At 72.9% G+C, this 24071-nt stretch carries 19 protein-coding genes; 8 read left to right on the forward strand and 11 right to left on the reverse strand.

The window, feature by feature from the left end; all coding sequences use genetic code 11:
* Positions 1–89 precede the first annotated feature (89 nt).
* The 6 genes from ligA to ACFVT1_RS22655 form a co-directional block, all read right to left on the reverse strand.
* Positions 90–2201 (reverse strand): NAD-dependent DNA ligase LigA, encoded by a 2112-nt coding sequence (gene ligA, locus ACFVT1_RS22630; RefSeq protein ID WP_389798217.1) that lies wholly within the window; start codon positions 2199–2201, stop codon positions 90–92.
* 47 nt (positions 2202–2248) lie between these two features.
* On the reverse strand, positions 2249–4348 hold the full coding sequence (locus ACFVT1_RS22635; protein ID WP_389798219.1) for an alkaline phosphatase family protein: 2100 nt from the start codon (positions 4346–4348) through the stop codon (positions 2249–2251).
* Between the two features lie 103 nt (positions 4349–4451).
* A complete protein-coding gene (locus ACFVT1_RS22640; RefSeq protein WP_362196682.1) occupies positions 4452–4865 on the reverse strand; it encodes a hypothetical protein in 414 nt (137 codons plus the stop codon).
* Between the two features lie 173 nt (positions 4866–5038).
* Entirely contained in the window at positions 5039–6478 is a 1440-nt protein-coding gene (locus tag ACFVT1_RS22645; protein ID WP_389798222.1) for a gamma-aminobutyraldehyde dehydrogenase, read from the reverse strand.
* A 56-nt stretch (positions 6479–6534) separates the two neighbouring features.
* Entirely contained in the window at positions 6535–6981 is a 447-nt protein-coding gene (locus ACFVT1_RS22650) for a nuclear transport factor 2 family protein (RefSeq protein WP_389798225.1), read from the reverse strand.
* Positions 6982–7035: 54 nt separating this feature from the next.
* On the reverse strand, positions 7036–8577 hold the full coding sequence (locus ACFVT1_RS22655) for a purine-cytosine permease family protein (RefSeq protein WP_389798227.1): 1542 nt from the start codon (positions 8575–8577) through the stop codon (positions 7036–7038).
* A gap of 121 nt (positions 8578–8698) precedes the next feature.
* On the opposite strand from ACFVT1_RS22655, the gene ACFVT1_RS22660 reads away from it, so the two are divergent.
* The 3 genes from ACFVT1_RS22660 to ACFVT1_RS22670 all read left to right on the forward strand — a co-directional run bounded on the left by ACFVT1_RS22660 (position 8699) and on the right by ACFVT1_RS22670 (position 11675).
* Entirely contained in the window at positions 8699–10150 is a 1452-nt protein-coding gene (locus tag ACFVT1_RS22660; protein ID WP_389798229.1) for a PucR family transcriptional regulator, read from the forward strand.
* Positions 10151–10275: 125 nt separating this feature from the next.
* On the forward strand, positions 10276–11058 hold the full coding sequence (locus ACFVT1_RS22665; protein ID WP_389798231.1) for an MBL fold metallo-hydrolase: 783 nt from the start codon (positions 10276–10278) through the stop codon (positions 11056–11058).
* On the forward strand, positions 11055–11675 hold the full coding sequence (locus ACFVT1_RS22670; RefSeq protein ID WP_389798233.1) for a DedA family protein: 621 nt from the start codon (positions 11055–11057) through the stop codon (positions 11673–11675). The genes ACFVT1_RS22665 and ACFVT1_RS22670 overlap by 4 nt, the downstream gene beginning before the upstream one ends.
* Here the strand turns inward: ACFVT1_RS22670 and ACFVT1_RS22675 are convergent.
* The 3 genes from ACFVT1_RS22675 to ACFVT1_RS22685 form a co-directional block, all read right to left on the reverse strand.
* On the reverse strand, positions 11665–12723 hold the full coding sequence (locus ACFVT1_RS22675; RefSeq protein WP_389798235.1) for an MBL fold metallo-hydrolase: 1059 nt from the start codon (positions 12721–12723) through the stop codon (positions 11665–11667). The genes ACFVT1_RS22670 and ACFVT1_RS22675 overlap by 11 nt on opposite strands.
* Positions 12724–12748: 25 nt before the next feature.
* Positions 12749–14026 carry an aminotransferase class I/II-fold pyridoxal phosphate-dependent enzyme gene (locus ACFVT1_RS22680; RefSeq protein ID WP_389798238.1) on the reverse strand — a complete coding sequence of 426 codons (1278 nt, stop codon included), beginning with the start codon at positions 14024–14026 and terminating at the stop codon, positions 12749–12751.
* Between the two features lie 131 nt (positions 14027–14157).
* A complete protein-coding gene (locus tag ACFVT1_RS22685; protein WP_389798241.1) occupies positions 14158–15009 on the reverse strand; it encodes an SMP-30/gluconolactonase/LRE family protein in 852 nt (283 codons plus the stop codon).
* A gap of 181 nt (positions 15010–15190) precedes the next feature.
* Here ACFVT1_RS22685 and ACFVT1_RS22690 point away from each other — a divergent pair, with 181 nt between their 5' ends.
* From ACFVT1_RS22690 to ACFVT1_RS22705, 4 genes are all read left to right on the forward strand, one after another.
* Positions 15191–15352 carry a hypothetical protein gene (locus ACFVT1_RS22690; protein WP_389798242.1) on the forward strand — a complete coding sequence of 54 codons (162 nt, stop codon included), beginning with the start codon at positions 15191–15193 and terminating at the stop codon, positions 15350–15352.
* Positions 15353–15557: 205 nt separating this feature from the next.
* On the forward strand, positions 15558–17060 hold the full coding sequence (locus ACFVT1_RS22695; protein WP_389798245.1) for a bifunctional phosphatase PAP2/diacylglycerol kinase family protein: 1503 nt from the start codon (positions 15558–15560) through the stop codon (positions 17058–17060).
* Positions 17061–17271: 211 nt separating this feature from the next.
* Positions 17272–18081 (forward strand): class I SAM-dependent methyltransferase, encoded by an 810-nt coding sequence (locus ACFVT1_RS22700; protein WP_389798247.1) that lies wholly within the window; start codon positions 17272–17274, stop codon positions 18079–18081.
* A gap of 24 nt (positions 18082–18105) precedes the next feature.
* The gene (locus ACFVT1_RS22705; RefSeq protein ID WP_389798250.1) at positions 18106–18459 is read left to right on the forward strand and encodes a VOC family protein; all 354 of its coding nucleotides are present in this window, start codon (positions 18106–18108) and stop codon (positions 18457–18459) included.
* A gap of 83 nt (positions 18460–18542) precedes the next feature.
* Here ACFVT1_RS22705 and ACFVT1_RS22710 read toward each other — a convergent pair whose 3' ends face one another.
* Positions 18543–20534, reverse strand: a complete 1992-nt coding sequence (locus ACFVT1_RS22710; protein WP_389798253.1) for a DUF5107 domain-containing protein — start codon at positions 20532–20534, stop codon at positions 18543–18545.
* A gap of 264 nt (positions 20535–20798) precedes the next feature.
* Between ACFVT1_RS22710 and ACFVT1_RS22715 the strand changes: the two genes are divergently transcribed.
* Positions 20799–21152, forward strand: a complete 354-nt coding sequence (locus tag ACFVT1_RS22715) for a DUF6204 family protein (protein WP_389798255.1) — start codon at positions 20799–20801, stop codon at positions 21150–21152.
* Between the two features lie 379 nt (positions 21153–21531).
* On the opposite strand, the gene asnB is transcribed toward ACFVT1_RS22715, so the two are convergent.
* On the reverse strand, positions 21532–23379 hold the full coding sequence (gene asnB, locus ACFVT1_RS22720; RefSeq protein WP_389798257.1) for an asparagine synthase (glutamine-hydrolyzing): 1848 nt from the start codon (positions 23377–23379) through the stop codon (positions 21532–21534).
* Positions 23380–24071 lie beyond the last annotated feature (692 nt).

Here is a 24071-nt window from a genome sequence, read left to right on the forward strand (position 1 = left end):
GCCGAGCCCTCACTATGCAATAGGGAGGCAAAGAAAGCCACTCCCAGGCAAAATCCAAGGGCGCGGGCGCCGCAAGGCCCCGCCGTGCCTCATACCTCCGACGGCAGGAATCCGGCGAGCAGTTCGGCGAACTCGTCCGGTGCGGCGATCCGGATGCCGAGGTCCTCCGCCTTGGTGCGCTTGGACCCGGCCTTCTCCCCGGCGACCAGGAGCGTGGTGCGCTTGGAGACACTGGACGAGGACTTCCCGCCGGCCCGCTCGATCAGTTCGTTCATCTGATTCCGGGAGAGCTTCTCCAGTACGCCGGTCATCGCGCCCGTGACCACCACGGTCATCCCGTCCAGCGGCAGCCCGGTGGCCCCGTCCCCGTCGCCGGCGGCAGCCGCTTCCGTGCCTTCCTCGCCCGGCTCGGGCGGCGGCGTCACGCCGGGCTCCGTCATGTTGACCCCGGCGGCCACCAGCTTCCCGATCAGCGGGGCCAGCTCCACCAGCTCCGCGACGACGCCCGCCGCCTTCTCCTTGCCGATGCCGTCGACCCGCTGGAGCGCCTCGGCGTCGGCGGCCCTGATCCGGTCCATGTCCGCGAAGTACCGGGCGATACGCCGTGACATGGAGCGCCCGGTGCCGCGCACTCCGAGGGCGCAGAAGACCCGGGAGAGCGGCTGGGTCCGTGCCGCTTCGATGGCGGCCAGGAGGTTGTCGGTGCTGGTCTCGCCCATCCGCTCCAGGCCGAGCAGCTGCTCCCGGCCGAGGGTGAAGAGGTCGGCGAAGTCGGCCACCAGGCCGGCGTCGACGAGCTGGACGACCCGGGTGGCGCCGAGGCCCTCGATGTCGAGCTGGTCGCGGCCCGCCGCGTACGAGATGGAGGCGACGAGACGGCAGTCGCGGCCCCGGACACAGCGCCAGCGCTGCTCGCTGGTGTCGATCTCGGAGCCGCACTGCGGGCACGCCTCGGGGAAGACGACGGGCTGCTCGTCACCGGTCCGCAGATGGGCGACGGGCGCCTCGATGCGGGGGATGATGTCGCCCGCCTTGTAGACCATCACCCGGTCGCCCAGGCGCAGATCACGGCGGGTGATGTCGGCCGGGTTGTGCAGCGTGGCGTAGCTGACGGTCGAGCCGTCGATCTCCACCGGTTCGAGGACGGCGCGCGGCGCGATGATGCCGGTCCTGCCGACGTTCCATTCGACGCCGAGGAGCCGGGTGACCTTCTCGACGGCCGGGAGCTTGTAGGCGATGGCCCAGCGCGGCGCCCTGGTCCCGGAACCGGCCTCACGCTGGTCGGCCGCGAGGTCGGCCTTGATCACGATGCCGTCGATACCGAAGGCCAGCGAGGCGCGCAGAGCGGCTATTTCCCCGACCCGGCTCTGCACCTCCTCGACGGTGCCGACGGTCCGCGGTGCCACGTCCGTGTCCGCGGCGGTGTGCACGCCGAGCCCGGCGACGTACTCCAGGATTTCGCTGTGCGGGAGTTCGGCGAGGGCGTCGGTCAGCTCCGCGGAGTCGGGCAGCGGCAGGGCGCCGTAGGCGAAGAAGGTCATCTCCACCGTGTACGCGCGGTCCTTGGCCCGGAGTGTGCCCGCCGCGCCGTTCCTCGGGTTGGCGAAGGGGGCGCCGCCGTGCTCGGTGCGCACGGTGTTGGCCTGCTCGAACTGCTCATTCGTCATGAGGATCTCGCCGCGCATCTCGATCGTCACCGGCTCGGCGAGCTGCTCGGGGAGGCCGGCCACCGTGCCGACCGCATGCGAGACGTCCTCGCCGGCGGTGCCGTCGCCCCGGGTGATCAGCTGCTCCAGGCGGCCCGCCCGGTAGCGGGCGGCGACGGCCAGGCCGTCGAGCTTCGGCTCCACGCTCCACGCGGCGACGGGCCTGCCGATCCGGCGTTCCAGCGATGCCGTCCAGGTGGCGAACTGCTCGGCCGAGAAGACGTTGTCCAGGGACAGCATCGGCACCGTGTGCGGCACGTCCCCGCTCGCGGCGCCGCCCGCCACCTTGCCGGTCGGGGACGCCTCCAGCACCTCCTGCGGGTGCTCCCGCTCGTATGCGGCGATCCCGCGCACCAGCCGGTCGTACGCGTCGTCGTCGAGCGTGCTCTCACCCGTGGCGTAGTACGCGGCGGCGGCCTGCGACGCCTCTTCGACCGCGGCGGCGTAGGCGGCGGCATCGGCGAGCACAACAGCTGAGTTCGTCATGGCCCCCATCCTGCCGCCCACCACTGACAACGCCCTCCCAGCAGGGACGACGGCCCTCAGCCGACCGCCCGAACCGTTCCGTCCGCCTCCTCGGCGCCGCCCATCGCGCCGGGCGCCGCGAGCGGGATCTGCGGCCCCGCGCACTCCCGCAGCCAGCGCCGCAGCACCCCGTGCACCTGCTCGGCCCCCCTCAGCTCCGTGCCCTGCGCCACCGGCGCCGACAGGTCGGCCGGCCACAGCAGGAACGGCCGGGACTGCTCGCCGCCCAGACCGCCGTGCGAGCCGATCTGCTCCTCGAAGGCGTGCACCTGGCCCGAGCTCTCGTCGTACATCGAATTCACCATGATGTCGGCGACGTGGGGGAAGGTGTCGGTGCGGCGCACCGCGGCCGCCGCGCCCGGCCCGAAGGACGCCAGCGGCCCCTCCCCGTCCCTCAGTTCCGACAGCGGGACCTCGATGCCCCCGCGGCCCAGGACGACCGATCCGTGCCGTTCGCTGCGGACCAGCAGAAAGCCGACGCCGGGGTGGTTGGCGAGAGTGCCGAGCAGTGCGGGGCGGCTCCGGTCGAGCTGTTCGCGCGAGGCGCGTCCGCCGATGTCCGGGAAGGAGATCAGGCCGAGGTTGCCGGAGGCGAGGACGACCGGGTCAGACGGCTTCGCGCGGTCTTCCGCCTCGCCCTCCCCGACCGGCCGGTGCAGGGCGATCCGTACCGCGTCACGTGCTTCCGAAGCGCTGCGGGTGCGCTGCGCCCGACGGGGTACGGGCAGCCCGCAGCCCGCCCGCACCAGGTCCTTGAGCGTCAGCCCGTACGCCCCCGCGAAGGTCTCCCCCGGGCTCTGCCCGTGGTCGGAGAGCAGCACGATCCGGTAGGTGCGCGGGGTGTGTTCGGCGACCTTCGCGATCAGGGCCAGCGAGCGGTCCAGGCGCACGAGCACCTTGTCCGCGTCGCGGCTGTGCGGTCCGGAGTGGTGCGCCACCTCGTCGTAGGCGACCAGGTCGGCGTAGACGGCGGTGCGTCCGGCGAACATGTCGCCGATGACCGCGGCGACCACCACGTCGCGTTCGACGACGGTCGCGAAGGCCCGGATGAAGGGGTAGAGCCCACCGCGTTTGATCCGGGGTGTGTCCTTCCGTATCCGCGCCCGGGTCGACTGGCCGATCTCGCGGCAGACCTCGGCGGCGAACGACAGCGCGGTACGCACGGCGTTGGCCGGATCGGAGAAGTAGGCGAAGTACCCCGCTCTGGAACGGCGGCCCTTGCCGAGCCGGGCCGCCATGGACAGGACGAGTGCCAGCTGGTCGGCGCCGCCGCTGAAGAGGTTGCCGCGGCTGGCGCCGTCGACCGCGAGCAGTCCCCCGTCGTGGGTGCGGGCGATGGCCCGGCGCTGGATTTCGAGGGCGCTCGCGGGGCGGCTGGAGACCATGACGGCGCCGGTCTCCTTCTCGTACCAGCGGAAGGCGGGTATGTCGTGGTTGCTGCCGTGCAGGATGCCGAGCTGGCTGGCGCCGGTCTGGCTGGACCAGTCGGTCCGCCAGGGGGTGAGCCGGTGGCCCTCCTCGTCCGCGAGCCAGTCGGCGACGGTCGGCATCAGGCCGGAGCCGGCGGCGCGGGCCAGCACCTCGTGGCCGACGCCGTCGAGCTGGATGAAAACGGTGCCGGGCGGTCCGCTGCGCCCGCTGTCCGCACCGCTGCGCCGTCTGCGGCGGTCGGCGAGCCGGGAGAGGCGGCGGCGGTAGGCGTTGTCGTCGCGGACGGCGAGCGCCGTGGAGGTCGCCGAGGCGACGGCGGACATCACGGCCGCGACGACGACCGCGGTCTCCGGGTTGGCGGCGCCGCGCCCGTCCGGGATGAGCCGCAGGGCGAGCAGCAGCAGCGAGCCGTTCAGGAAGAAGACGAGCATCCCGAGGACGAGTGCGGGCACGATGAGCAGCGCCCGTACCAGGACCGGCCAGACCAGTGCGGACAGCAGGCCGAACGCTCCGGCGCCCCAGGCCGCGGTGAACGCGATCTTGGTGATGCTGTCGCCGTCGTCCGACTGGAGCTGGAAGTCCGGCAGAATCCCGGCGAGTGCCAGCATCGTGAGCGTCGAGACCGCCCACACCGCAATCACCCGCATCAGGGCGCTGCCGGCTGTTCGCCATCGCCCGTCACCCACGCCGTTCCCACCTCACGTCCGAACCCCGCCGATCCGGGCCCTGACCCCCCAGCTTTGCACAGCGGGGCCGCGGGCCGCCGGGGGCGACGGGCGGGGGGGCTGTTCAGCGGCCGTCGTATCCGGCGGTCGGCATGGAGAGCCGGCGGTGCACGCTCGCCTTGGTACGGGCGCTGTACGGCGGCTCGTCGAGCCCCGCGATCTCCAGCCGTACGCCGCGCCGCTCGCACTCCGCGGCGAACTCCGGCACCGAGGTGAGGGCCCGTGCCAGCACCCGGTCGTTGGCGGCGACGAACAGCTCGACAGCGCCGCTCTCGACATCCGTCCACAGGGCCTGGTGATCGGGGCGCAGCCCGTAGAAGCGCAGCTGCCGGGTGACGACGTATCCCTTGTCGGCGGCCCAGCGGGCGCACATGTCGTGCTGGCTGCGGGTGTCCACGAGGAACGGATCGCTGTCGAGCTCTTCGAGCGGCGTGAGACTGGCGATGGCCGCCACCCGTACGTCCATTGCGTCCCCCATGGCCGCTACCCCCGTGCTAGGCGTACCGGCGACCCTACCCCTCCGGCCCGCGCGCAAGAAGGCGCACGTCGGGACGGGAGGAGCGCGGAGCGCGGACGCACGGCGGCGGTGCGCCCCCGCGCCGCGGCGGAACCGGAACCGCGGGCGGGGCGGGGGCGCAGGGGGCGCCCGGGTCAGAACGAGGTCATGACGTGCTTGATGCGCGTGTAGTCCTCGAAGCCGTACGCGGAGAGGTCCTTGCCGTAGCCGGACTGCTTGTAGCCGCCGTGCGGCATCTCGGCGACGAGTGCCATGTGGGTGTTGATCCACACGCAGCCGAAGTCGAGGTTCTTGGACATCCGCATGGCGCGGGAGTGGTCCTTGGTCCACACCGAGGAGGCCAGGGCGTACTCGACGCCGTTGGCGTACGCGACGGCCTGGGCCTCGTCCGTGAACTTCTGGACGGTGATGACCGGGCCGAACACCTCGTTCTGGATGATCTCGTCGTCCTGCTTGAGGCCGGAGACGACGGTCGGGGCGTAGAAGTAGCCCTTCTCGCCGACCCGGTGGCCGCCCGCCTCGACCTCGGCGTGGGCGGGGAGGCGGTCGATGAAGCCGCTGACCTGCTTCAGCTGGTTGGCGTTGTTGAGCGGGCCGTACAGCACGTCCTCGTCGTCCGGCTGTCCGGTCTTCGTGTCGGCGGCGGCCTTGGCGAGGGCGGTGACGAACGCGTCGTGGACGGACTCGTGGACCAGGACGCGGGTCGCGGCCGTGCAGTCCTGGCCCGCGTTGAAGAATCCGCCGACGATCAGGTCCTCGACCGCCTTCTCCAGGTCCGCGTCCTCGAAGACCACGGCCGGGGCCTTTCCGCCCAGCTCCAGGTGGACCCGCTTGACGTCCTTGGCCGCGCTCTGCGCGACCTGGATGCCGGCCCGTACCGAACCGGTGATCGAGGCCATCGCCGGGGTCGGGTGCTCGACCATCGCCCGGCCGGTCTCCCGGTCCCCGCAGACGACGTTGAAGATGCCCCGGGGCAGTCCCAGCTCCTCCAGTACGCCGCCGATGATCCCGGCGATGAGAACGGTGGAGGCGGGGGTGGTGTCGGAGGGCTTGAGGACGACGGCGTTGCCTGCGGCGAGCGCGGGCGCGAACTTCCACACGGCCATCAGCAGGGGGTAGTTCCACGGCGCGACCTGCGCGCAGACGCCGACCGGCTCACGGCGGACGATCGAGGTCATCCCGTCCATGTACTCGCCGGCCGAGCGGCCTTCGAGCATCCGCGCGGCGCCCGCGAAGAAGCGGACCTGGTCGATGGCCGGGGCCAGTTCCTCGCTGCGGGTGAGGTGGAGCGGCTTCCCGGTGTCACGGCTCTCGGCGGCCACCAGCTCGTCGGCCCGCGCCTCCATGGCGTCGGCGATCTTCAGCAGGGCCAGCTGCCGTACCGACGGGGTGGTGTCCCGCCAGACGGGGAACGCGGCAGCGGCGGCGGCCATCGCCGCGTCGACATCCGTCTCGCCGGAGAGCGGGGAGGTCGCGTAGACCTCGCCCGTGCTGGGGTCCACGACGTCGAGGGTGCGGCCGTCCGAGGCGTCCGTGAAGGCGCCGTCGATGTAATTGCGGAACGTGGTGCTCATGGAACCGGTCTCTCTCATGGTCGGGCGGCGGTGAACGGTACGGGCGGGACGCGCGGTCAGGCTGCCGTACGGGCGGACAGGTGCTCGTGGACGGCGGGCCAGCTGCCGTCGGCGGCGCGGGCGAACACGATCGTCTCCCGCTCGTGGACGGTCTCCTCGCCGGCCCGGGTGGTGACGGTGGTCTCCACGTCATGGCTGAAGACGGCCGTGGTGCCGCAGTGCTGGACCAGTTGTCCCGTCGAGGTGCAGCGCACGACGCGGAAGTCGTCCTCCGCCACCCACCGCTGCCACAGCGCGCGGTACTCGTCGGTGGAGGCGAGCCGCTGCGGGGTCGAGTGGAAGACGAAGGTGGCGTCCGGGGCGAAGGAGCCGAAGTAGTCGTCGAGGCGGCCCTCGGCGAAGGCGGCGATCAGCGCGTCGGCGGCGGCGCGGACCTCCTGGACCTCCTGGACCTCCGGAGTCTCCTGGGCGGTCCGGACTTCCCGGGCGGGGGTGGTGCTCATGTACGGCTCCTGGTTGCGGGGCGGGGCGAGGGCGGGCGTCGGAGGGGGCGGCGTTCAGACCGCGGCGGCCGGCCCGACGGCGGCGGCCTCCTCGTCCCGGTCGCCGACGATCGGCGGGACCCCGGTGTCCGACGCCCTGACGAATCGGGGGCCGTCGGGCCCGTACACCCCGCGCGGCTCGGGGAAGAGGGTGAGCAGGCCGAGGTAGACGACGGCCGCGAGGGCGAGGCCGACCGGCAGGGAGATGTCGGCGCCGTTCGCCAGGTCGCCGAGCGGGCCGACGAACTGGCCGGGCAGGTTGGTGAACAGCAGCGCCACACCGGCGGAGAGGAACCAGGTGGCCAGCCCGCGCCAGTTCCAGCCGTGGTTGAACCAGTAGCGGCCACCGGTCTGGCGGCGGTTGAAGACCTGGAGCGCGTCCGCGTCGTACCAGCCGCGCCGGGTGACGTAGCCGAGTGCCATCACGATCATCCACGGGGCGGTGCAGGTGATGATCAGGGTCGCGAAGGTGGAGATGGACTGCGCGAGGTTGAGCGCGAAGCGGCCGAAGAAGATGAAGGCGATGGACAGGCCGCCGATGAAGAAGGTCGCCTGCACGCGGCTGAAGCGGGTGAAGACGCTGGAGACGTCGAGGCCGGTGCCGTACAGCGCGGTCGTGCCGGTCGACAGTCCGCCGATCAGGGCGATCAGGCAGAGCGGCAGGAAGTACCAGCCGGGCGAGACGGCGAGCAGCCCGCCGACGTAGTTGGGGGCGGCCGGGTCGACGTAGTCGGCGGCCTTGGAAGCGATGATCGAGGCGGTGGCCAGGCCGAAGACGAACGGCAGCAGCGTGGCGATCTGGGCGAGGAACGCGGCGCCCATCACCCGGCGCCGCGGCGTCGTGGCGGGGATGTAGCGGGACCAGTCGCCGAGGAACGCCCCGAAGGAGACCGGGTTGGACAGCACGATCAGCGCGGAGCCGATGAAGGACGGCCAGAACAGCGGGTCGGCCGTCGAGGCGAAGGAGCCCGCGTAGCCGGGGTCGAAGTCGCCCGCGAAGGCGAAGACGCCGAGGACGAACAGCGCCGACGCGGCGATCACCGCGATCTTGTTGACCATCAGCATGAAGCGGAAGCCGTAGACGCAGACCACCAGGACGAGCCCGGCGAAGATCGCGTAGGCGATGCCGTAGGTCACATCGGACTCGGGCACGCCGACGAGCCGGTGGGCGCCGCCGACGAGCGCGTCACCCGAGGACCACACCGAGATCGAGAAGAACGCGACCGCGGTGAGGAGCGAGAGGAACGAGCCGACGATCCGGCCGTGCACACCCAGGTGGGCGGAGGAGGACACGGCGTTGTTGGTGCCGTTGGCCGGACCGAACAGCGCCATGGGCGCGAGCAGCAGCGCACCGGCGACGAGGCCGAGCAGTGTCGCCGCGAGCCCCTGCCAGAAGGAGAGCCCGAACAGGATCGGGAAGGCTCCCAGCACGCACGTCGCGAAGGTGTTGGCACCGCCGAAGGCGAGCCGGAAGAGGTCGATCGGACGGGCGGTGCGGTCGGCGTCGGGAATCCGCTCGACACCATTGGTCTCGACTTCGGTGATCGAGGTGGTCACGGGCGCTCCGCCTTTGGTTCATGAGGCAGTCCCAACGTTCTGTCATGGGACGGTCCCACAGTCTGTGCCCCCGGACGACGGCCGACAATTGTGCACATCACAGAGCACTACCCTGTTGTCTGTGGCCAGCGACAAACTCACCGTCGAGGATCTGCTCTCCTTCCCCGCTCTCCAGCTCTCCGTGAAGGCGGGCGCCGGCGGCCTGGGCCGCTCCGTGTCGTGGGCGCACGCCAGTGAACTCGCCGATCCGACCCCCTGGCTGCTGGGTGCCGAGGTGATCATGACGACGGGCCTGGCCGTCCCGCGTACCGCCGCCGGGCAGCGCGCCTATCTGGAGCGGCTCGACGACGCGGGTGTCTCCGCGCTGGCCCTGTCGGCGCAGTTGCACATGCCACCGCTGCACGACGCGTTCTTCCGGGCGGCCGAGGAGCGCGGCTTCCCCGTCCTGGAGGTCCCGCTCGCCGTCCCGTTCATCGCGGTCTCCCAGGAGGTCGCGGCCTCGGTCCAGGAGGATGCCAGGCACCGGCTCGGCGCCCAGCTCCAGGTCTTCGGCTCGCTGCGCTGGCTGGTCGCCGAGGACCTCGACACGCCGACGCTGCTGCGCCGCCTGGAGCGCCTCTCCGGGTACGACGTGTATCTGTGCACGCCGCAGGGGCGGCCCCTGCTGCCGGGAGTTCCGGTGCCGGAGCGGGGCGTGCTGCCCTCGTCGGTGGACGCTCCGCCGACCGTCCCCGGCGGGTTCGTGCTGCCCGTGCCGGCGCCCGGCGGCCCGGCGGGTTTCCTTGTCGCGTACGAACGGGAGGGCGCCCAGCCCGCCGGGCTCGCGGTCGTCCAGCACATCGCCACGGTGGCGGCGCTGCGGGTCGCGATGGTGCGCAACGAGCGCGAGACGCTGCGCCGGGAGGGCGCGGAGACGCTGGCGGAACTCCTTCAGGAGGTGCTGGACCCGGAGGCGGCCCGGCGCAGGCTCGCCCGGCATGCGATCGAGGGCGACACCGTGCTGATCGTGGTGCGGCAGACCACGGACGAGGCGCTGCTGCGCTGCCTCCAGGACCATCCGCATCTGCTGCTCACCTGGGGCGCGGACCGCTATGTCCTGGGGGCTCCGGGGCTGGCCGCGGAGATCGGCGGTCTGCCGGACGTGGCGGCCGGCATGAGCCGCCCGTTCCCGCCGGGTGCCCCGCTGCGGGTGGCCCAGCGCGAGGCCCTCTGGGCCGTCTCGAAGGCCGTCGAGTCGGGCCGCTCCGTGGTCCGCTACGGCGACGACTCGCTGGGCCGCTGGCTGCCCGACGACCCTGCCGTGCTGTCCGCGCTGGTCGGGCATGTGCTGGGCGAGGTCCTGCGCTACGACGCGGCCCACGACTCGCAGCTGCTGGTGTCCGTCCGTACCTGGATGGAGCGGGACCGCCGCACGGAGACGGCTGCCGCCGCGCTCCACATCCACCCCAACACCCTCGCCTACCGGCTGCGCCGCTTCGGTTCGCTGACCGGCCGTGACATGGCGTCCACGGGCGCCCTGGCGGAGGTGTGGCTGGCGATCCAGGCGGCGGGGACACTGGGTCTCACCGACTGAGAGCGACCGCCGCGGGCGGCGACCGGGCGGAGCCGGGTCACCCGTTCCGGTCACGGCACAGCCCTTAGGCTCGGTGTCAGGGCCGGAACGAAGAAACCGGGGAACGGGGAACGAGGAGGCACCGCGTGCCGGTGGAAGTCACCTGGTGGGGTCATGCCACCTGCACGATCGAGGACTCCGGGGTCCGTGTGCTGACCGATCCCCTCTTCGTACGGCGCTTCGCGCATCTGCGCCGGCGCCGCGGCGAGCTGCCCGGCCCCGAGGCCGCGGTCGCCGATGTGGTGCTCGTCTCGCATCTGCACTCCGACCATCTGCATCTGCCGTCGCTGGCCCGGCTCGCCCCCGGCAGCCGGCTGATCGTGCCGACGGGCGCGGTGCGCTCCGTGCCCGGCCTGCGGCTGCTGCGCTCGGTGCGCGGGCTGCGGATCACCGAGGTGGCCCCGGGTGATCAGGTCCGGATCGGCGAGGTGCGGGTACGGGCGGTTCCCGCACTGCACGACGGCAGGCGCCTGCCCGTGGGGCCGCACCGCTCCCCCGCGCTCGGCTATGTGGTCGAGGGCGAGGCGCGGACGTACTTCGCCGGCGACACCGGGCTCTTCGACGAGATGGCCGGGGCCGTCGGTCCGGTGGATGTGGCGCTGCTGCCGGTGGGCGGCTGGGGTCCGTATCTGGGGCAGAGCCATCTGGACGCGGGCCGGGCCGCGCAGGCGCTGGCCCGGCTGGCTCCCCGGTCGGCCGTGCCGGTGCACTACGGCACGTACTGGCCGGTCGGCATGGACGGGGTCAGGCCGCACGAGTTCCACTCGCCGGGTGACGAGTTCGTCCGCAAGGCGGCGCTGCTGGCGCCGGAGGTGGCGGTGCACCGGCTGTCGCACGGCGAACGGGTGCGGCCGGAGGCCGCCAGGTGATCCAGGAGGTCGTGAGACAGCTGCCCCCGGAGTCGACGCAGCAGGCGGTCGGCTACCCGTCCCTGTTCCTGCTGGTGGCGCTGGGTTCGCTGGTGCCTGTGGTGCCGACGGGTGCGCTGGTGAGTTCGGCCGCCGTGGTGGCGCTGCATCAGTCGTCGCCGTTCTCGCTGCTGATCGTCTTCGCGGTGGCTTCGGCCGCGGCGTTCCTCGGCGACATCTGCCTCTACTGGCTCGGTCGGCGCGGGGTGCGGTCGAAGAACGGTTCGAAGTGGCTGCGGGCGATCAGCGACCGGGCCGCTCCGGAGCGGTTGGCGCAGGCGCAGCGGAAGCTGGACGAGCACGGTGCGGCGGTGCTCGTGCTGTCGAGGCTGGTACCGGCGGGACGGATACCGGTGATGCTGGCCTGTCTGCTGGGCCGGATGCCGCTGCGCCGGTTCGCCCGCGGGGATGTACCGGCCTGTCTGGCGTGGGCGGCGACGTACCAGCTGATCGGCGTTCTGGGCGGTTCGCTCTTCCCCGAGCCGTGGCAGGGCGTGGTCGCGGCGTTGGGTCTGACGCTGCTGATCAGCGGGGCTCCCGCGGCGTGGCGCAGGATGCGGGCGCGGTTCAGCCACTGAGGGTGCGGGTTGCCGGGACGAGCAGGCGGGAGCCGCCGATCGGCAGGTCCCAGAGCCGTGTCCGGGGGTGTCCGGCCCGCTGCCAGGCGGTGCGCAGCCGGGCCAGCGGTTCCAGTACGGGCTCCGCGGAGAGCAGGAAGGCCGCCCAGTGCATCGGCGCCATCGCGCGGGCGCCGAGGTCCTCGTACGCCTGCACGGCCTCCTCCGGGTCGGTGTGGACGTCACCGAGCCACCAGCGCGGTTCGTACGCCCCGATCGGCATCAGGGTCAGATCGATGCCGGGGTACCGGCGGCCGATCTCGCCGAACCAGTGCCCGTACCCGGTGTCCCCCGCGAAGTGGATCCGCTGCCCGCCGCTGTCCGGCGTGCCGATGATCCAGCCGCCCCACAGGGAGCGGCAGGTGTCGGTGAGGGTCCGCTTGGACCAGTGGTGGGCAGGCACGAAGTCGAAGCGGACGCCGGCCAGCTCGGCCGACTCCCACCAGTCGAGTTCGGTGACACAGCTGAAGCGGCGGCGGCGGCACCAGCGGCCGAGCCCGGCGGGGACGAAGAGCGGAGTGTCCCTGGGCAGTCTGCGCAGGGTGGGGGCGTCGAGGTGGTCGTAGTGGTTGTGACTGATGACGACGGCGTCGACGGGCGGCAGGTCCTCCCAGCGGACGCCGACCGGCGTGATCCTGGCCGGGGTGCCGAGGATGCGCCGGGACCAGACGGGGTCGGTGAGGACGGTGAGCCCGCCGGTGCGGACGATCCAGCTGGCGTGCCCGGCCCAGGTGACGGAGGTGGTGCCGGCGGGGGTGACGGGCAGGGGTTCGGGGGCGTACGGGAGCCGGTGGATGCCGCGCAGCCCCTCCGCGTTGGGCCGCAGGGCGCGTTCACGGGCCAGTCGGGACATGCTCATGACACTCGGGAGCGGCGTTGTGAGCCGGTCGGCGAAGGTCCTGGGCCAGACCCGGACCTCGCCGAGCGGACGCGGTCCGACGAGCTCTCCGCGAGGGGTCCGGTGCGGGTGGGTGGTCCCGGTGCGGGAGCGCTCGGTCTGTTCCGTCATCGAGAGACTCCCGTCTCGCTGTTCCTCATCGGAGTTCGTCGAGTGCCGTCCCGAAAATGCTCAGGGCTTCGGCCACGTGCGGCAATTCCAGGGGCTCCACAGCGGTGAGGGACTCCATCTGCTGCTGCGGGGTCGACCCGAGCAGCGGCCCGGTGCCCAGGCGTACCCGCAGCGCCCCCAGCTCGTCGCCGAACCGGTGGCCGCCCGGCGCCGGTGCGCCGAGACGTTCCGTCAGGTACTCCTCCAGCTCCAGGGAGTCCGTGACACCGCGGTCCGCCAGCCGCGTGCGGAGCGGCCCGAGGTCGGCGTAGAGATGGCGTCCCGCCTGCGGGGGCCTGGCCAGCGCGCCCGACGCGAGGACCGCCCGGTGGGCCGCCGCGGCGACCTTCGCCTGGAGCGCGGCGGCCCGGCGGACCCGGTCCCTGACGGAGTCCGGTTCGCGCAGCGCGTGGGCGGCGGCCCTGGCGACGGGTCCCGCGACGAGCGCGCCGAGCGCGGTGAGGATGTCGAGGGTACGGGCGTGGCGCACCGCCGCCCGCTTGGTGTCCGGGAACCGGGCGACCGCGACCGGCCACGCGGGCGGGGTCAGCGCGCCGGCGAGATCGCTGACGACCGTGACGTCGTCGGGGCACATCTCGGCCGGGCTGAGCAGGACCGTGTCGTGCGGCCGGTGCAGGGTGTCGCGCCAGGTCTCGTCGCTGACGATGTGCATCCCCTCGGCGACCGCGGCCTCGCACGCCTCGCGCACGAGTTCCGGCGGGGCGACGGTGGCGGTCGGATCGTCGACGACGGAGATCAGCAGCAGCCGGGGCCGGCCGCCCTCGGCGCGCACCCGGCGTACGGTCTCCAGCAAGGCGTACGGATCGGGCACGCCGCCGCACTCCGCCGGGGTCGGCACGTGGTAGGCGGGCCGGCCCAGCAGCCGGGCCTGCGGGAGCCAGGTGGCGGTGCAGGGGCGCGGCATGAGCACGTCGCCACCGTGCGCGGCGATCAGCGCGAGCAGCAGCGGCGACGCGCCGGGGGCGGCGGCGACGTGCTCCGGGCCGCCGTGCAGTCCGCGCCGCGCCCAGTAGCCGGTCGCGGCCTCGCGCAGGGCGTGGCCGCCGCCGGTCGGTTCGGGTTCGCCGCAGCCGGCCGCGGCGGCGAGCACCTCGGCCAGCTCGGGCAGGACGGGCAGACCGGGAGCGGGAGCCGGCGGCCCGTACCGGACGGGCCCGTGGTCCTCCCGTACGGAACGCGCACCGCCCCCGCCCTTCCGCCCGTGCCCCGCCAGTCCGGTCCGCCCGGTCCGCTTCCGCCCCATCGAGCCTCCTTCGCCGCCGCCCCGTCGCCCTGTCCCGTGTGTCACGCACTCACTCACGGCCCTTTATACGAGGGTTCGACCGACCGCGCCCGCCCGGCGGAACCGCGACACGTGGCTGCCGGGGGGCGGGTTCAGCCCGCGAAGGCCGTCCCGGGCATCCCGTGCCCCGCGCCCGGCAGCACCAGCAGCGAACCGGACAGCGGGTGCGGGGCGTCGAGCCCCACGCGGGCCGAGGAGATGTAGAGGTCGCGCAGGTCCTCACCGCCGAAGGCGCAGGCGGTCGGCCGCTGTACCGGAAGTCCGACGACGCGGTCCAGGGCTCCGTCAGCCGTGTAGCGGCGCACCGCGGCGCCGTCCCACAGGGCGACCCACACGGCGCCCTCGGCGTCGACGGCCAGCCCGTCGGGGAAACCCGCGCCCTCCTCGACCGTGGCGAACGGGCGCCGGTTCACGGCGTGTTCGCCGTCGAAGTCGAAGACGTCGATACGGCGCGTGGGCGTGTCGATGAAGTACATCAGCCGCTCGTCCGGGCTCCACCCGATGCCGTTGCTGCAGGCCACGACGGGCAGCACCGTGGTGACCTCGCCGCCGGGGGCGACGCGGGCGAGGCTGCCGCCGGTCTCCGCGCCGTCGTCACGCATGGTGCCCGCCCAGAACGCACCGTCCGGCGCCACCGCCGCGTCGTTGCCCCGGCGACCGGGCTCGGGATCGTGGACCAGCCAGCTGAAGGCACCGTCGGGGTCGTACAGGCCGATGCCGTCGCGCAGGTTGACCACGAGTCCGCCGCCGGCGCGCGGTTTGGCCGCTCCGACGTGCTGTTCGGTGGCCATCACCGTTCGGCGGCCGGTCACCGGGTCGTAGGTGTGCACGCGGGCGGAGACGATGTCCACCCAGATCAGCCGGCCGGTGGCCGGATCCCAGGTCGGGCCCTCGCCGAGCTCGGCCCGCTCGTGTACGGCCACATCCAGGCCCGCGTTGGTCATGACTGCCCCTCGTGGTGTCCGAGCCGGCCGGAGAACGCATCGGCGCCGGGCCCTCGGCGGGGCCCGCCGGCTCCTTCTCGCGCTCCCCGGTCCGTCGGACCGGAATCACGGACACACAGTAGCCGCGTGGTCATGGCCCCGGCGCGGCGACCGGGCGACCGGGTGACGCCGAGGCACTCGGATGGGGCCGGCGGCGGCCGAGCAGCGCGAGCAACCCGGTCTGCGGGCCGGCATCCGCGGGTACCTCGGCGGGAGGGACGACCGGATCGCGAACGGCCCGTTCGGTGCACGGCGTCGGCGCGGACCACTGGCCCTCGCCCACGGCACCGGCGCGGACCGCTGATCGGCACGCACGGCACCGGCGCGGACCACTGGTCCTCGCGCAGGGCGTGCCCCCGGTCCGTGAGGAGCCGGGGAGCGCCTCGCCGCGGCGCTCGAGGATCTCCCTCGCGACGACGGATGCCATGGGGCGCGCTCTCCCCGGCCGGTGCCCGGCGCGCGAGCGCGCCTCCTGATTCGGCACGGGCGGGAGGGGTATGCGCTGTCCCATGTCTTCACCACGCGCTGCGTCCGTCCCGGCTTCCGCCCCGCTCCGCGATTGGCTGCGCCGCCGCGATCTCGCCGCGTTCCGGGGTCTGGCGCACCGGAACTGGCCGGGCGCCGGGCCCGTGCTGCCGCGGCTGAGCCGCAGCGCCGATCACGGCCTCCTGTGGTTCGGCGCCGCGGCCGGGCTCGCGGCACTGGGCGGCAGCGCGCGGGCCCGGCGGGCCGCCCTGCGCGGCATCGCCTCGCTGGCCGTGGCGTCGGCCGTGACCAACACCATCGGCAAGGGCTCCGTACGCCGGCCGCGGCCACTGCTGGACACGGTGCCGGTGATGCGGCAGCTCAGGCGTCAGCCGTTCACCACGTCCTTCCCCTCCGGGCACGCCGCGTCGGCCGCGGCGTTCGCCACGGGCGTGGCCCTCGAATCGAAGGGCTGGGGTGCGGTCGTGGCACCGCTCGCCCTCTCCGTCGCCGCGTCCCGTGTCTACACCGGAGTCCACTATCCGAGCGATGTGCTGGCCGGTGCGGTGCTCGGCGCGGGCGCCGCGCTGGCGCTGCGCGGTGTCGTACCGACCCGTGGACAACTCCCGGCACCGGGCCGCCCGCCCGGTCACGCGGCCGCCCTGCCGGCCGGCCGAGATCTGGTGGTCGTGGTCAACGAGGAGTCGGGCACCGCGACGGCGACGGCCTCGCTGATCCGCGATGCGCTGCCGCACGCGGAGGTGGTGGAGTGCGCCCCCGACGCACTCTCCGCCGAACTGGAGAAGGCGGCCGGACGGGGCCGGGCGCTGGGGGTGTGCGGCGGGGACGGCACCGTCAACCGGGCCGCCGCCGTCGCCGCCGGGCACGGTGTGCCGCTGGCGGTGTTTCCCGGCGGGACGCTGAATCACTTCGCCTACGACCTGGGCATCGAGACCGTGGACGACACCTGCGCCGCGGTGGCCGCGGGTGACGCGGTGCGGGTCGATCTCGGCCGCTTCCGGCCCGGTCCCTCGGGACCGGGCGGCGCGCACGGCTACTTCCTCAACGCCTTCAGCCTCGGTGTCTATCCCGAACTGGTACGGGCCCGTGAACACTGGGCCCCTCGTGTCGGCGGCTGGCCGGCGGGCGTGCTCGCGGCAGGGAAGGTACTGCGCGGCGACCGTCCGCTGGAGGCGGAACTGGAGGGACGGCGGCGCCCGCTGTGGCTGCTGTTCGTGGGCAACGGCCTGTTCCAGCGGGTGGGTCCGGCACCGGGCCGTCGGCACAACCTCGCGGACGGCCTGCTGGACGTACGGGTGGTGCACGGGGGCCGCACGCCGGGGCTGCGTCTGCTCGCGGCGGCCGTCGCGGGCCCGCTCACCCGCTCCCCGGTCCACGCGGCGGAACGGCGCCGGAGGGTGCGGATCTCCGGTCTGACGCCCGGCACTCCGTACGCGTACGACGGCGAAGTCGCCTACAGCCGGAACGAGTTGATGATCGACAAGCTTCCGGAGGCGCTGACGGTGTACTGCCCGATGCCGGTGTAGCGAAGCAACCGGCGATCAGCCGCGCCGGAGGGGCCGGGGGCGGCCTTGAACGAACCGGCCGCCTCCGGCGCGTTCCGGTCGCCCCGATCGCTATTCCACATAGCAAGACACGTATCTCAATATTCGGCATCGCTGCGTACGGTGTTGCCACCGATCAGCTCCTCGCGCGGCTCGCATGCGGGCTCCGCGCCCAGAGAAGGGATCCACCGCCATGCCGAAGGAGACCGCCGTGTACACCCACGGCCACCACGAGTCGGTACTGCGCTCGCACCGCTGGCGCACCGCGGCCAATTCCGCCGCGTATCTGATCGACGAGCTCCGCCCCGGCATGACGGTGCTGGATGTCGGCTGCGGGCCCGGCACCATCACCGCGGATCTGGCCGCGCTGGTCGCCCCCGGCCGGGTGACCGCCGTCGACACCACCCCGGAGATCCTGGCCCAAGCGGCCGAGGTCGCGGCCGAACGCGGCCTGGACAGCGTCGAGTTCGCCACTGCCGACGTGCATGCGCTGGACTTCCCCGACGACTCCTTCGATGTCGTCCACGCCCATCAGGTGCTCCAGCATGTGGGCGACCCGGTGCAGGCGCTGCGCGAGATGCGGCGCGTCTGCCGCCCCGGCGGCATCGTCGCGGCCCGCGACAGCGACTACGCGGCGATGGCCTGGTACCCGCAGACGGCCGGCATGACCGCCTGGCAGGAGCTGTACGGCCGGGTCGCCCGCGCCAACGGCGGTGAGCCGGACGCGGGTCGGCGGCTGCTGTCCTGGGCGCGGCGGGCCGGCTTCACCGACATCACCCCGACCGCCGCCAACTGGTGCTTCGCCACCCCGGAGAGCCGCGCCTGGTGGAGCGGCCTGTGGGCGGACCGTACGGTCGGCTCGGTCTACGCGGAGCTGGCCGTGGGCGGCGGTCATGCGGACCCGGAGGAGCTGGCGGCGATCGCCGCGGCCTGGCGCGAGTGGGGCGGCCGGGACGACGCCTGGTTCACGGTCCTGCACGGCGAAGTGCTCTGCCGGGCCTGATCACGTCCAACTACCCTGGTCCGCATGGACATTCTGGGAACCACGCTGCGTATCTGCGTCGATGATCTGGAGGCCGCGGTGGCCTTCTACGAGGGCCTCACGGCCAGTTCCGCCCAGCGCTATGAGCGTGGCGGCGTATCGACCGCCGCGGTCGGCTGCTTTCTGCTGATGAGCGGCCCGGAATCGGAGCTGGAGATCCTGCGCAAGGTGACGGCGACGATCGCGGTCAAGGATGCCGGCGAAGCCCATGAATCCCTCACCCGCGTCGGCGCCCGGGTCCTCGCGGGCCCGGTGCAGACGCCGGGGGGCCGCAGCCTGATCGCCCTGCACCCGGACGGCTCGGTCTTCGAGTACGTCGACCGGAGCCCGGCCGGCTGAGCCGCGGCTTCCCACGGCGGTTCGGCTCGCGGCCGTCCGGCCCGTACCGGTGGAGACGGGCACGGGCCGGACGGCCGACGGCATCAAGCCCCGGGGCACATACGGTAGTTGTACGCGTCCGGCAGGGGCTCGTCGGTGAGCTGGGCCCACACCTCGTCCAGGACCTCCGCACCCTCGCGCAGATCGGCGACCTCGAAGCCCTCGTCGAAGATCGCCCTGGCGGCAGCCCGGTCGCCCTCGGCGATCAGCATCCTGGCCTCCAACAGGCGGAAGCGGCCCCGCCGTTGGACCTCCGGGCGCAGCCCGGCCCATACCGTCCGGGCCGCCGCGGGGCGGCCTGCCGCCAGCGTCGCCTCCATCGCCTCGCGGCCGAGCGCCGTCACGGCGGACGCCCAGGCGTCGCCACCGGCGTCGCTTTCGCCGTCGCCGTCGGAGCGTTGCGCACCCAGGTCGTCGAACGCCTCGGTGTAGAGGTCGGCGGCCCGGTCCCCCTGCCCGCCCTCCTCGGCGGCGACGGCGAGGCAGCGCAGCAGCGGCCACCGGGACGAGGCGAGAGCCAGTCCTCGCTCCCAGCTGCGGACCGCCTGGGCGCGGTCACCGGCGTGCCACTGGGCGACGCCGAGGTGGTATTCCGTGAGGGGTTCGGCGGAGGCCGTCTCCAGCATGTCGCGCCAGTGCGGCGAGACCAGGGAGGGGCCGGGCAGAACCGCCCCGCACGGCTCCGGGAAGGCGCCCTGGTCCAGCAACTCCAGCCAGGGTTCCTGTTGTTCACCGAGGGTCGACTCGGCGAACGGGGTACCGGGGAGCCGGTACTTTCCGCGCCGGACCTCCAGGGCGCCCCAGCCGGACCCGGTGGCGAGCGACCCGCCCGGCTCGGTGTCGGCGCAGCGGCGCCAGGCGGCGTACGCGGCGTCGACGTCGGCGCGCGGCAGTACCTCGGCGAGCCGCCGCTCGGTCTCGGCGCGGGCCGCCGTCCAGTCGTCGCCGTGCACGGCCCCGGGGTCCGCCGACAGCGGCCCGTACGACTCCAGCCAGCTGAACTCGGCGCCCGGTTCGAGGGGAATGTGTTCCAGCTGGGTGCGGGCGAGTCCGGCCTGGATCTCGGCGTAGCCGACCGTGCCGGGCTCGGTGAGCCACTCCTGCCAGCGCCGCCCGCCCGGCCCGCTGCCCCACAGGAACAGCTTCCGGCCCCGCAGCAGATCGGTCGACGTCTGGACGAGTCCGTGCCCGTCCTGGTCGAGGGAGGCGATCCAGCGGCGGGCGCCGTCGGGGACCTCGTAGAAGTAGTCGGCGGGGAAGTCGCCGCGCAGGGGGTATGTACGGTCGACGGACCCGGACTCGGGGACCTGAACCCGGGTCAGGGTGCGCGTGTAGCCGAAGTGCCACGCCTCGTCGGCCGGGGCCAGCACGCGGGTGCGTTCGCCCTCGGGCACGGCGATGTTGGACCACCAGTAGACGGGTGCGGTGTGCTCGTGCGGATTGCGTATCCGCACGCCGACGTGCAGGAAGTCGGAGTCCTCGGGCAGCCAGAGGTCCACCTGGAAGGGCAGGTCGCGCAGCCGCTCCCACTCCCAGAGGCGGACCATTTCGCCGCCGTCGGGCGCGGGCACCCGAGCGGCGTGCACCGGGGCGCAGGAGAGCGTGGTGTGGCCCGTGGCGCCGATGTTCCACTCGATGCCGCCGGAGAACCAGGCGCCGTTGAGCGCGAAGTCGGCAGGTTGCAGGACAGGGTTGGTGTAGAGGAGTTCGCGGCCGGTCGGCTTGTGGTGGAGGGAGTGGATACGGCCGCCGAGGCCGGGCAGGACGGTGGCCCTCAGTCGGTCGTTCTCGATGATGATCGCGTCCAGTGCGGTGGGGGTGCGTTCACGCCCGTACCCGTCGAGGATGCGTACCGGCAGCACGGTGCCGAGCGGTTCGTAGCCGATCTGGCGTGCCATGTCACGTGGCAGTCCGGCCCGGTCGCGGTCCTCGACGACATGCATCTCGTCGAGCGGCCGCAGGGCGGGCAGCGGGTTCTCCGGGCCCAGTGCTGCGGCGGGCAGATTCAGTACGGTACGTCGTACGGTCGTGGCCAAGGCAACCTCGCTTCCTCGCGCGGGCCGCCACAGGTCCGGGCGCCCCCCGATGACCATGGAACACGCTGGACACCGGCCCGGCCAGGGGCGTTGCCGTCAGACTTCGGCAAAAGACGGAAAGATCACGGACCGCCGCCCGGGAACGTCGACGGGGTCCCTCTCCTCCCGGGACCGCAGGCCCGAAAATTCGCGTGCGCCTCGCCCCCGGCGCCGTAACCTTGCCCCTCGACGGTTCACGAGCGGAATGCGGAGCGGGAAAACACGATGAGCACGCAGCACACCTATCGAGTGATCGTGCGCGGCACCTGGGACGGCCTGACGGAAGAGGCACGCGCCCGACTCCTCTCCGAGGTGGACGAGCACGGTCTGAGCGCGATGCAGTTCACCGAGGAGGGCTCGCTGACGTACGACCGCGTGCTCAAGCACTTCAGCTTCCGGTTCGCCGTCGTGTCGGACGCGGAGGACGGCGAGGAGATGGCATCGGCGATCGCCGAGGACCGGGCCGAGACCCTGCTGAGGGAGCAGGGGTACGGACACGGCGAACTGCGGTCCACGGCAACGGACATGGACACCATGAAGATCAACTACAAGGGGCGGCGCGGCTCGGGGGCGGCATGACGCCGTGTCGCCGACTGCCGCGGGGGCTCTGATCAGGAGGTGGGGCCTGGTCAGGCGTATGTGCACGGGCTGCTGCCGGCCGGACGGCGCAAGCCCGTGGAGCCGACGGCAGCCCGGCCCGGTCGGCGAGCACACCACGGTCTCGGGTGCGGGGAGACCCGGTTCCAGGGGGCGCGACCGCGAGAGCCCCGCCTTCGAGGCGCCACGGGTTCCACGGGTTCCACGGGAGGACTTGTCCCACCTGCCCCGTCACGCGTGCATCGGCACCCAACCGGTGCGGCCCAACGCACAGCGCTCGTCCCGGGGGCGATGTGGAGCGGCTTCGAGGGACGGCGCGACGACGGGGCGGCCGACGCGCGCCCCGCCGACGGCGGCCCGGTCAGCCGAGGTCCAGCTCCGGTTCGTACATGTCCAGCCACAGCGCGAGGTCCAGGGTGCGTTCCAGCCCGCGGCGGGACGCCGAGGTGATCCCCGGTGCGTCGTCCTCCGCCACCCGCCGCAGCCGGTCGCGGTCGATGAGGTCGAAGACCCGGTGCTCGGGGCGCGCGAGCAGGGCGCGGGCGTATTCCTGAAGGGCGGCGGCGTACTTCGGGTCCTGCGTCGACGGATAGGGGCTCTTGGTCCGCTCGTACACCGAGCGGGGAAGCAGATCCGCGGTGGCCTCGCGCAGCAGGCTCTTCTCCCGGCCGTCGAAGGACTTCAGGGCCCAGGGGGTGTTGTAGACGTACTCGACGAGCCGGTGGTCGCAGAACGGCACCCGGACCTCCAGGCCGACCGCCATGCTCGCGCGGTCCTTGCGGTCGAGCAGGACGCGTACGAACCGGGTCAGGTGGAGGTGGCAGATCTTGCGCATCCGGAACTCGAAGTCGCTCTCGCCGGCGAGGCGTTCGATGCCGGCCACGGCGGAGTCGTAGCTGTCGTGGATGTACTTCTCCAGGCCGAGGGCCTGGTTCACGTCGTCGCGGAGCATGCCCGAGTCCTCGCCGAAGTGCTCGGCGAACCGCACCAGCCAGGGGAAGGCGTCGGCGCTTCGGGCCTCCTCGTCGAAGAACTGGAGGTAGCCGCCGAAGACCTCGTCGGCCGACTCCCCGGACAGCGCGACCGTCGAGTGCTCGCGGATGGCCCGGAAGAGGAGGTAGAGCGAGGCGTCCATGTCGCCGAGACCCATGGGGATGTCCCGGGCCCGGATCATCCGGGCGCGTACGTCGGGGTCGGCGAGGGTCTCCGGGTCGAGCACGATGTCGCGGTGAAGGGTGCCCGCCCGCTCGGCCACGTCGTGCACGAAGGGGGTGTCGGGGGTGGTGCGCAGTTCGTCGGCGACGAAATTCTCGGTCCGCCCGACGAAGTCGACGGCGAAGGTGCGGACCTTCTCGCCGGTCTCGGCGAGCTGCCGGGCGGCGAGCGAGGTGACCGCGGAGGAGTCGAGGCCCCCGGAGAGCAGGATGCAGCGGGGTACGTCGGAGATCAGCTGGCGGCGCACGATGTCGTCGAGCAGTGACCGCACGGTGGCGATCGAGGTCTCCCGGTCGTCGGTGTGCGGACGGGTCTCCAACCGCCAGTAGACGTGTCGGCGCAGGCCGTCCCGGTCCACGGTCACGACCGTTCCCGGCTCCACCTCGTACATGCCGTCCCACACGGCGTGGCCGGGGCTCTTGACGAGGCTGAAGAGTTCCCGGAGCCCGTCGAGGGTCACCCGGGGCTTGGCCAGCGGGTTGGCAAGAATGGCCTTGGGCTCCGAGCCGAAGAGCACACCGTCGGGCGTCGGCCAGTAGTAGAACGGCTTGACGCCCATCCGGTCGCGGATCATGACCAGCTTGTCGTGACGGCTGTCCCAGACGGCGAAGGCATACATTCCGTTGAGCCGTTCGGCAACGGACTCGCCCCACTCAAGATAGCCGTGCAGCACGACCTCGGTGTCCGAGTCGGTCGTGAAGCGGTGCCCGCGGGTGATCAGTTCGGTGCGGAGTTCGGTGAAGTTGTACGCCTCGCCGGAGTAGACGAGGGCGACCTCCCCCTCGGGCGTGGACACGGTCATGGGCTGGCGTCCGCCGGGCAGGTCGATAATCGCGAGCCGGCGGTGCCCGAGCCCCGCGTGCTCGACGGTCCAGGTCCCCCGGTCGTCCGGGCCCCGGCAGGCCATGGTCTCCGTCATCGCGTCCAGCGTCGCGCCTTCCGCGGCGGCCCGTAGATCGCGGTCGAAGGAGACCCAACCGGCGATGCCACACATACGCGTCCTCCCGAATCGGTCCCGGCCGGGAAAGGGACGTACGCACGGTGCCGTCCCTCGGACGGCATGCCGAAGGCGAAGGCCCGGCAGAACCAGTTGTATTTAGCAGCTATGTAAGGAGCCTGTGCCTGCGATTGCGTACGGTCAACACGGTCGCTACCTCGCCGGGGCCGGGCTCCCGATATTTTCGGCCGCCGTTTTCCCGTTCCTATACGGGGCCACCGCGCTCCGCAGCCCGTGGGGGAAGGGCCCTGGGCCGGTCGAGGGGCGTGATTCAGCCACGGGCAAAGACTTGCCCAACCCGGGGTGGGCCAGTGGAGTGCACCGGACGGTCGGCAGACGGTTCGGTGCGCCGCATCGGGCAGATGCGGGCCCCACCATGCGCCTGCGTGTTCCGAGAGACCGCCCCGGGAGCGTGCGCGCAGCCGGGGTCGTCGGTGTTCCCACGTGTTCGGAGCCGTCGGGCGATCCGACGGCCGCGGAACGGCTGTCGGCGGAGAACGCGAGGGCCGGTCGCGGGAGCCCGCCGTCGGCGCCGGGGCGGACACCGCGAGGAGGCGGTGCCCCGCCCTGTCCGCGTCCACGCCCGCGTCCACGCCCGCGCCGCGGCAGATTCCAGCGGGTTCTCCGGACGCCCCCGTGCCCCCCGTGCCCACACCGTCGAGCCACCGAACCGGCGATCACGGCATGCG

Origin of the sequence: Streptomyces sp. NPDC057963 (genome assembly GCF_042887155.1) — a bacterium.
In the GTDB taxonomy this organism is placed as follows: domain Bacteria; phylum Actinomycetota; class Actinomycetes; order Streptomycetales; family Streptomycetaceae; genus Streptomyces.

Bases quoted from the DNA above. Each gene is read 5' to 3' on its own strand.
- ligA (WP_389798217.1), bottom strand. From the start codon at position 2,201: ATGGGGGCCATGACGAACTCAGCTGTTGTGCTCGCCGATGCCGCCGCC.
- ACFVT1_RS22640 (WP_362196682.1), bottom strand. From the start codon at position 4,865: ATGGGGGACGCAATGGACGTACGGGTGGCGGCCATCGCCAGTCTCACG.
- ACFVT1_RS22645 (WP_389798222.1), bottom strand. From the start codon at position 6,478: ATGAGCACCACGTTCCGCAATTACATCGACGGCGCCTTCACGGACGCC.
- ACFVT1_RS22650 (WP_389798225.1), bottom strand. From the start codon at position 6,981: ATGAGCACCACCCCCGCCCGGGAAGTCCGGACCGCCCAGGAGACTCCG.
- ACFVT1_RS22675 (WP_389798235.1), bottom strand. From the start codon at position 12,723: ATGACGGAACAGACCGAGCGCTCCCGCACCGGGACCACCCACCCGCAC.
- ACFVT1_RS22680 (WP_389798238.1), bottom strand. From the start codon at position 14,026: ATGGGGCGGAAGCGGACCGGGCGGACCGGACTGGCGGGGCACGGGCGG.
- ACFVT1_RS22685 (WP_389798241.1), bottom strand. From the start codon at position 15,009: ATGACCAACGCGGGCCTGGATGTGGCCGTACACGAGCGGGCCGAGCTC.
- ACFVT1_RS22690 (WP_389798242.1), top strand. From the start codon at position 15,191: ATGGGGCCGGCGGCGGCCGAGCAGCGCGAGCAACCCGGTCTGCGGGCC.
- ACFVT1_RS22695 (WP_389798245.1), top strand. From the start codon at position 15,558: ATGTCTTCACCACGCGCTGCGTCCGTCCCGGCTTCCGCCCCGCTCCGC.
- ACFVT1_RS22700 (WP_389798247.1), top strand. From the start codon at position 17,272: ATGCCGAAGGAGACCGCCGTGTACACCCACGGCCACCACGAGTCGGTA.
- ACFVT1_RS22705 (WP_389798250.1), top strand. From the start codon at position 18,106: ATGGACATTCTGGGAACCACGCTGCGTATCTGCGTCGATGATCTGGAG.
- ACFVT1_RS22715 (WP_389798255.1), top strand. From the start codon at position 20,799: ATGAGCACGCAGCACACCTATCGAGTGATCGTGCGCGGCACCTGGGAC.
- asnB (WP_389798257.1), bottom strand. From the start codon at position 23,379: ATGTGTGGCATCGCCGGTTGGGTCTCCTTCGACCGCGATCTACGGGCC.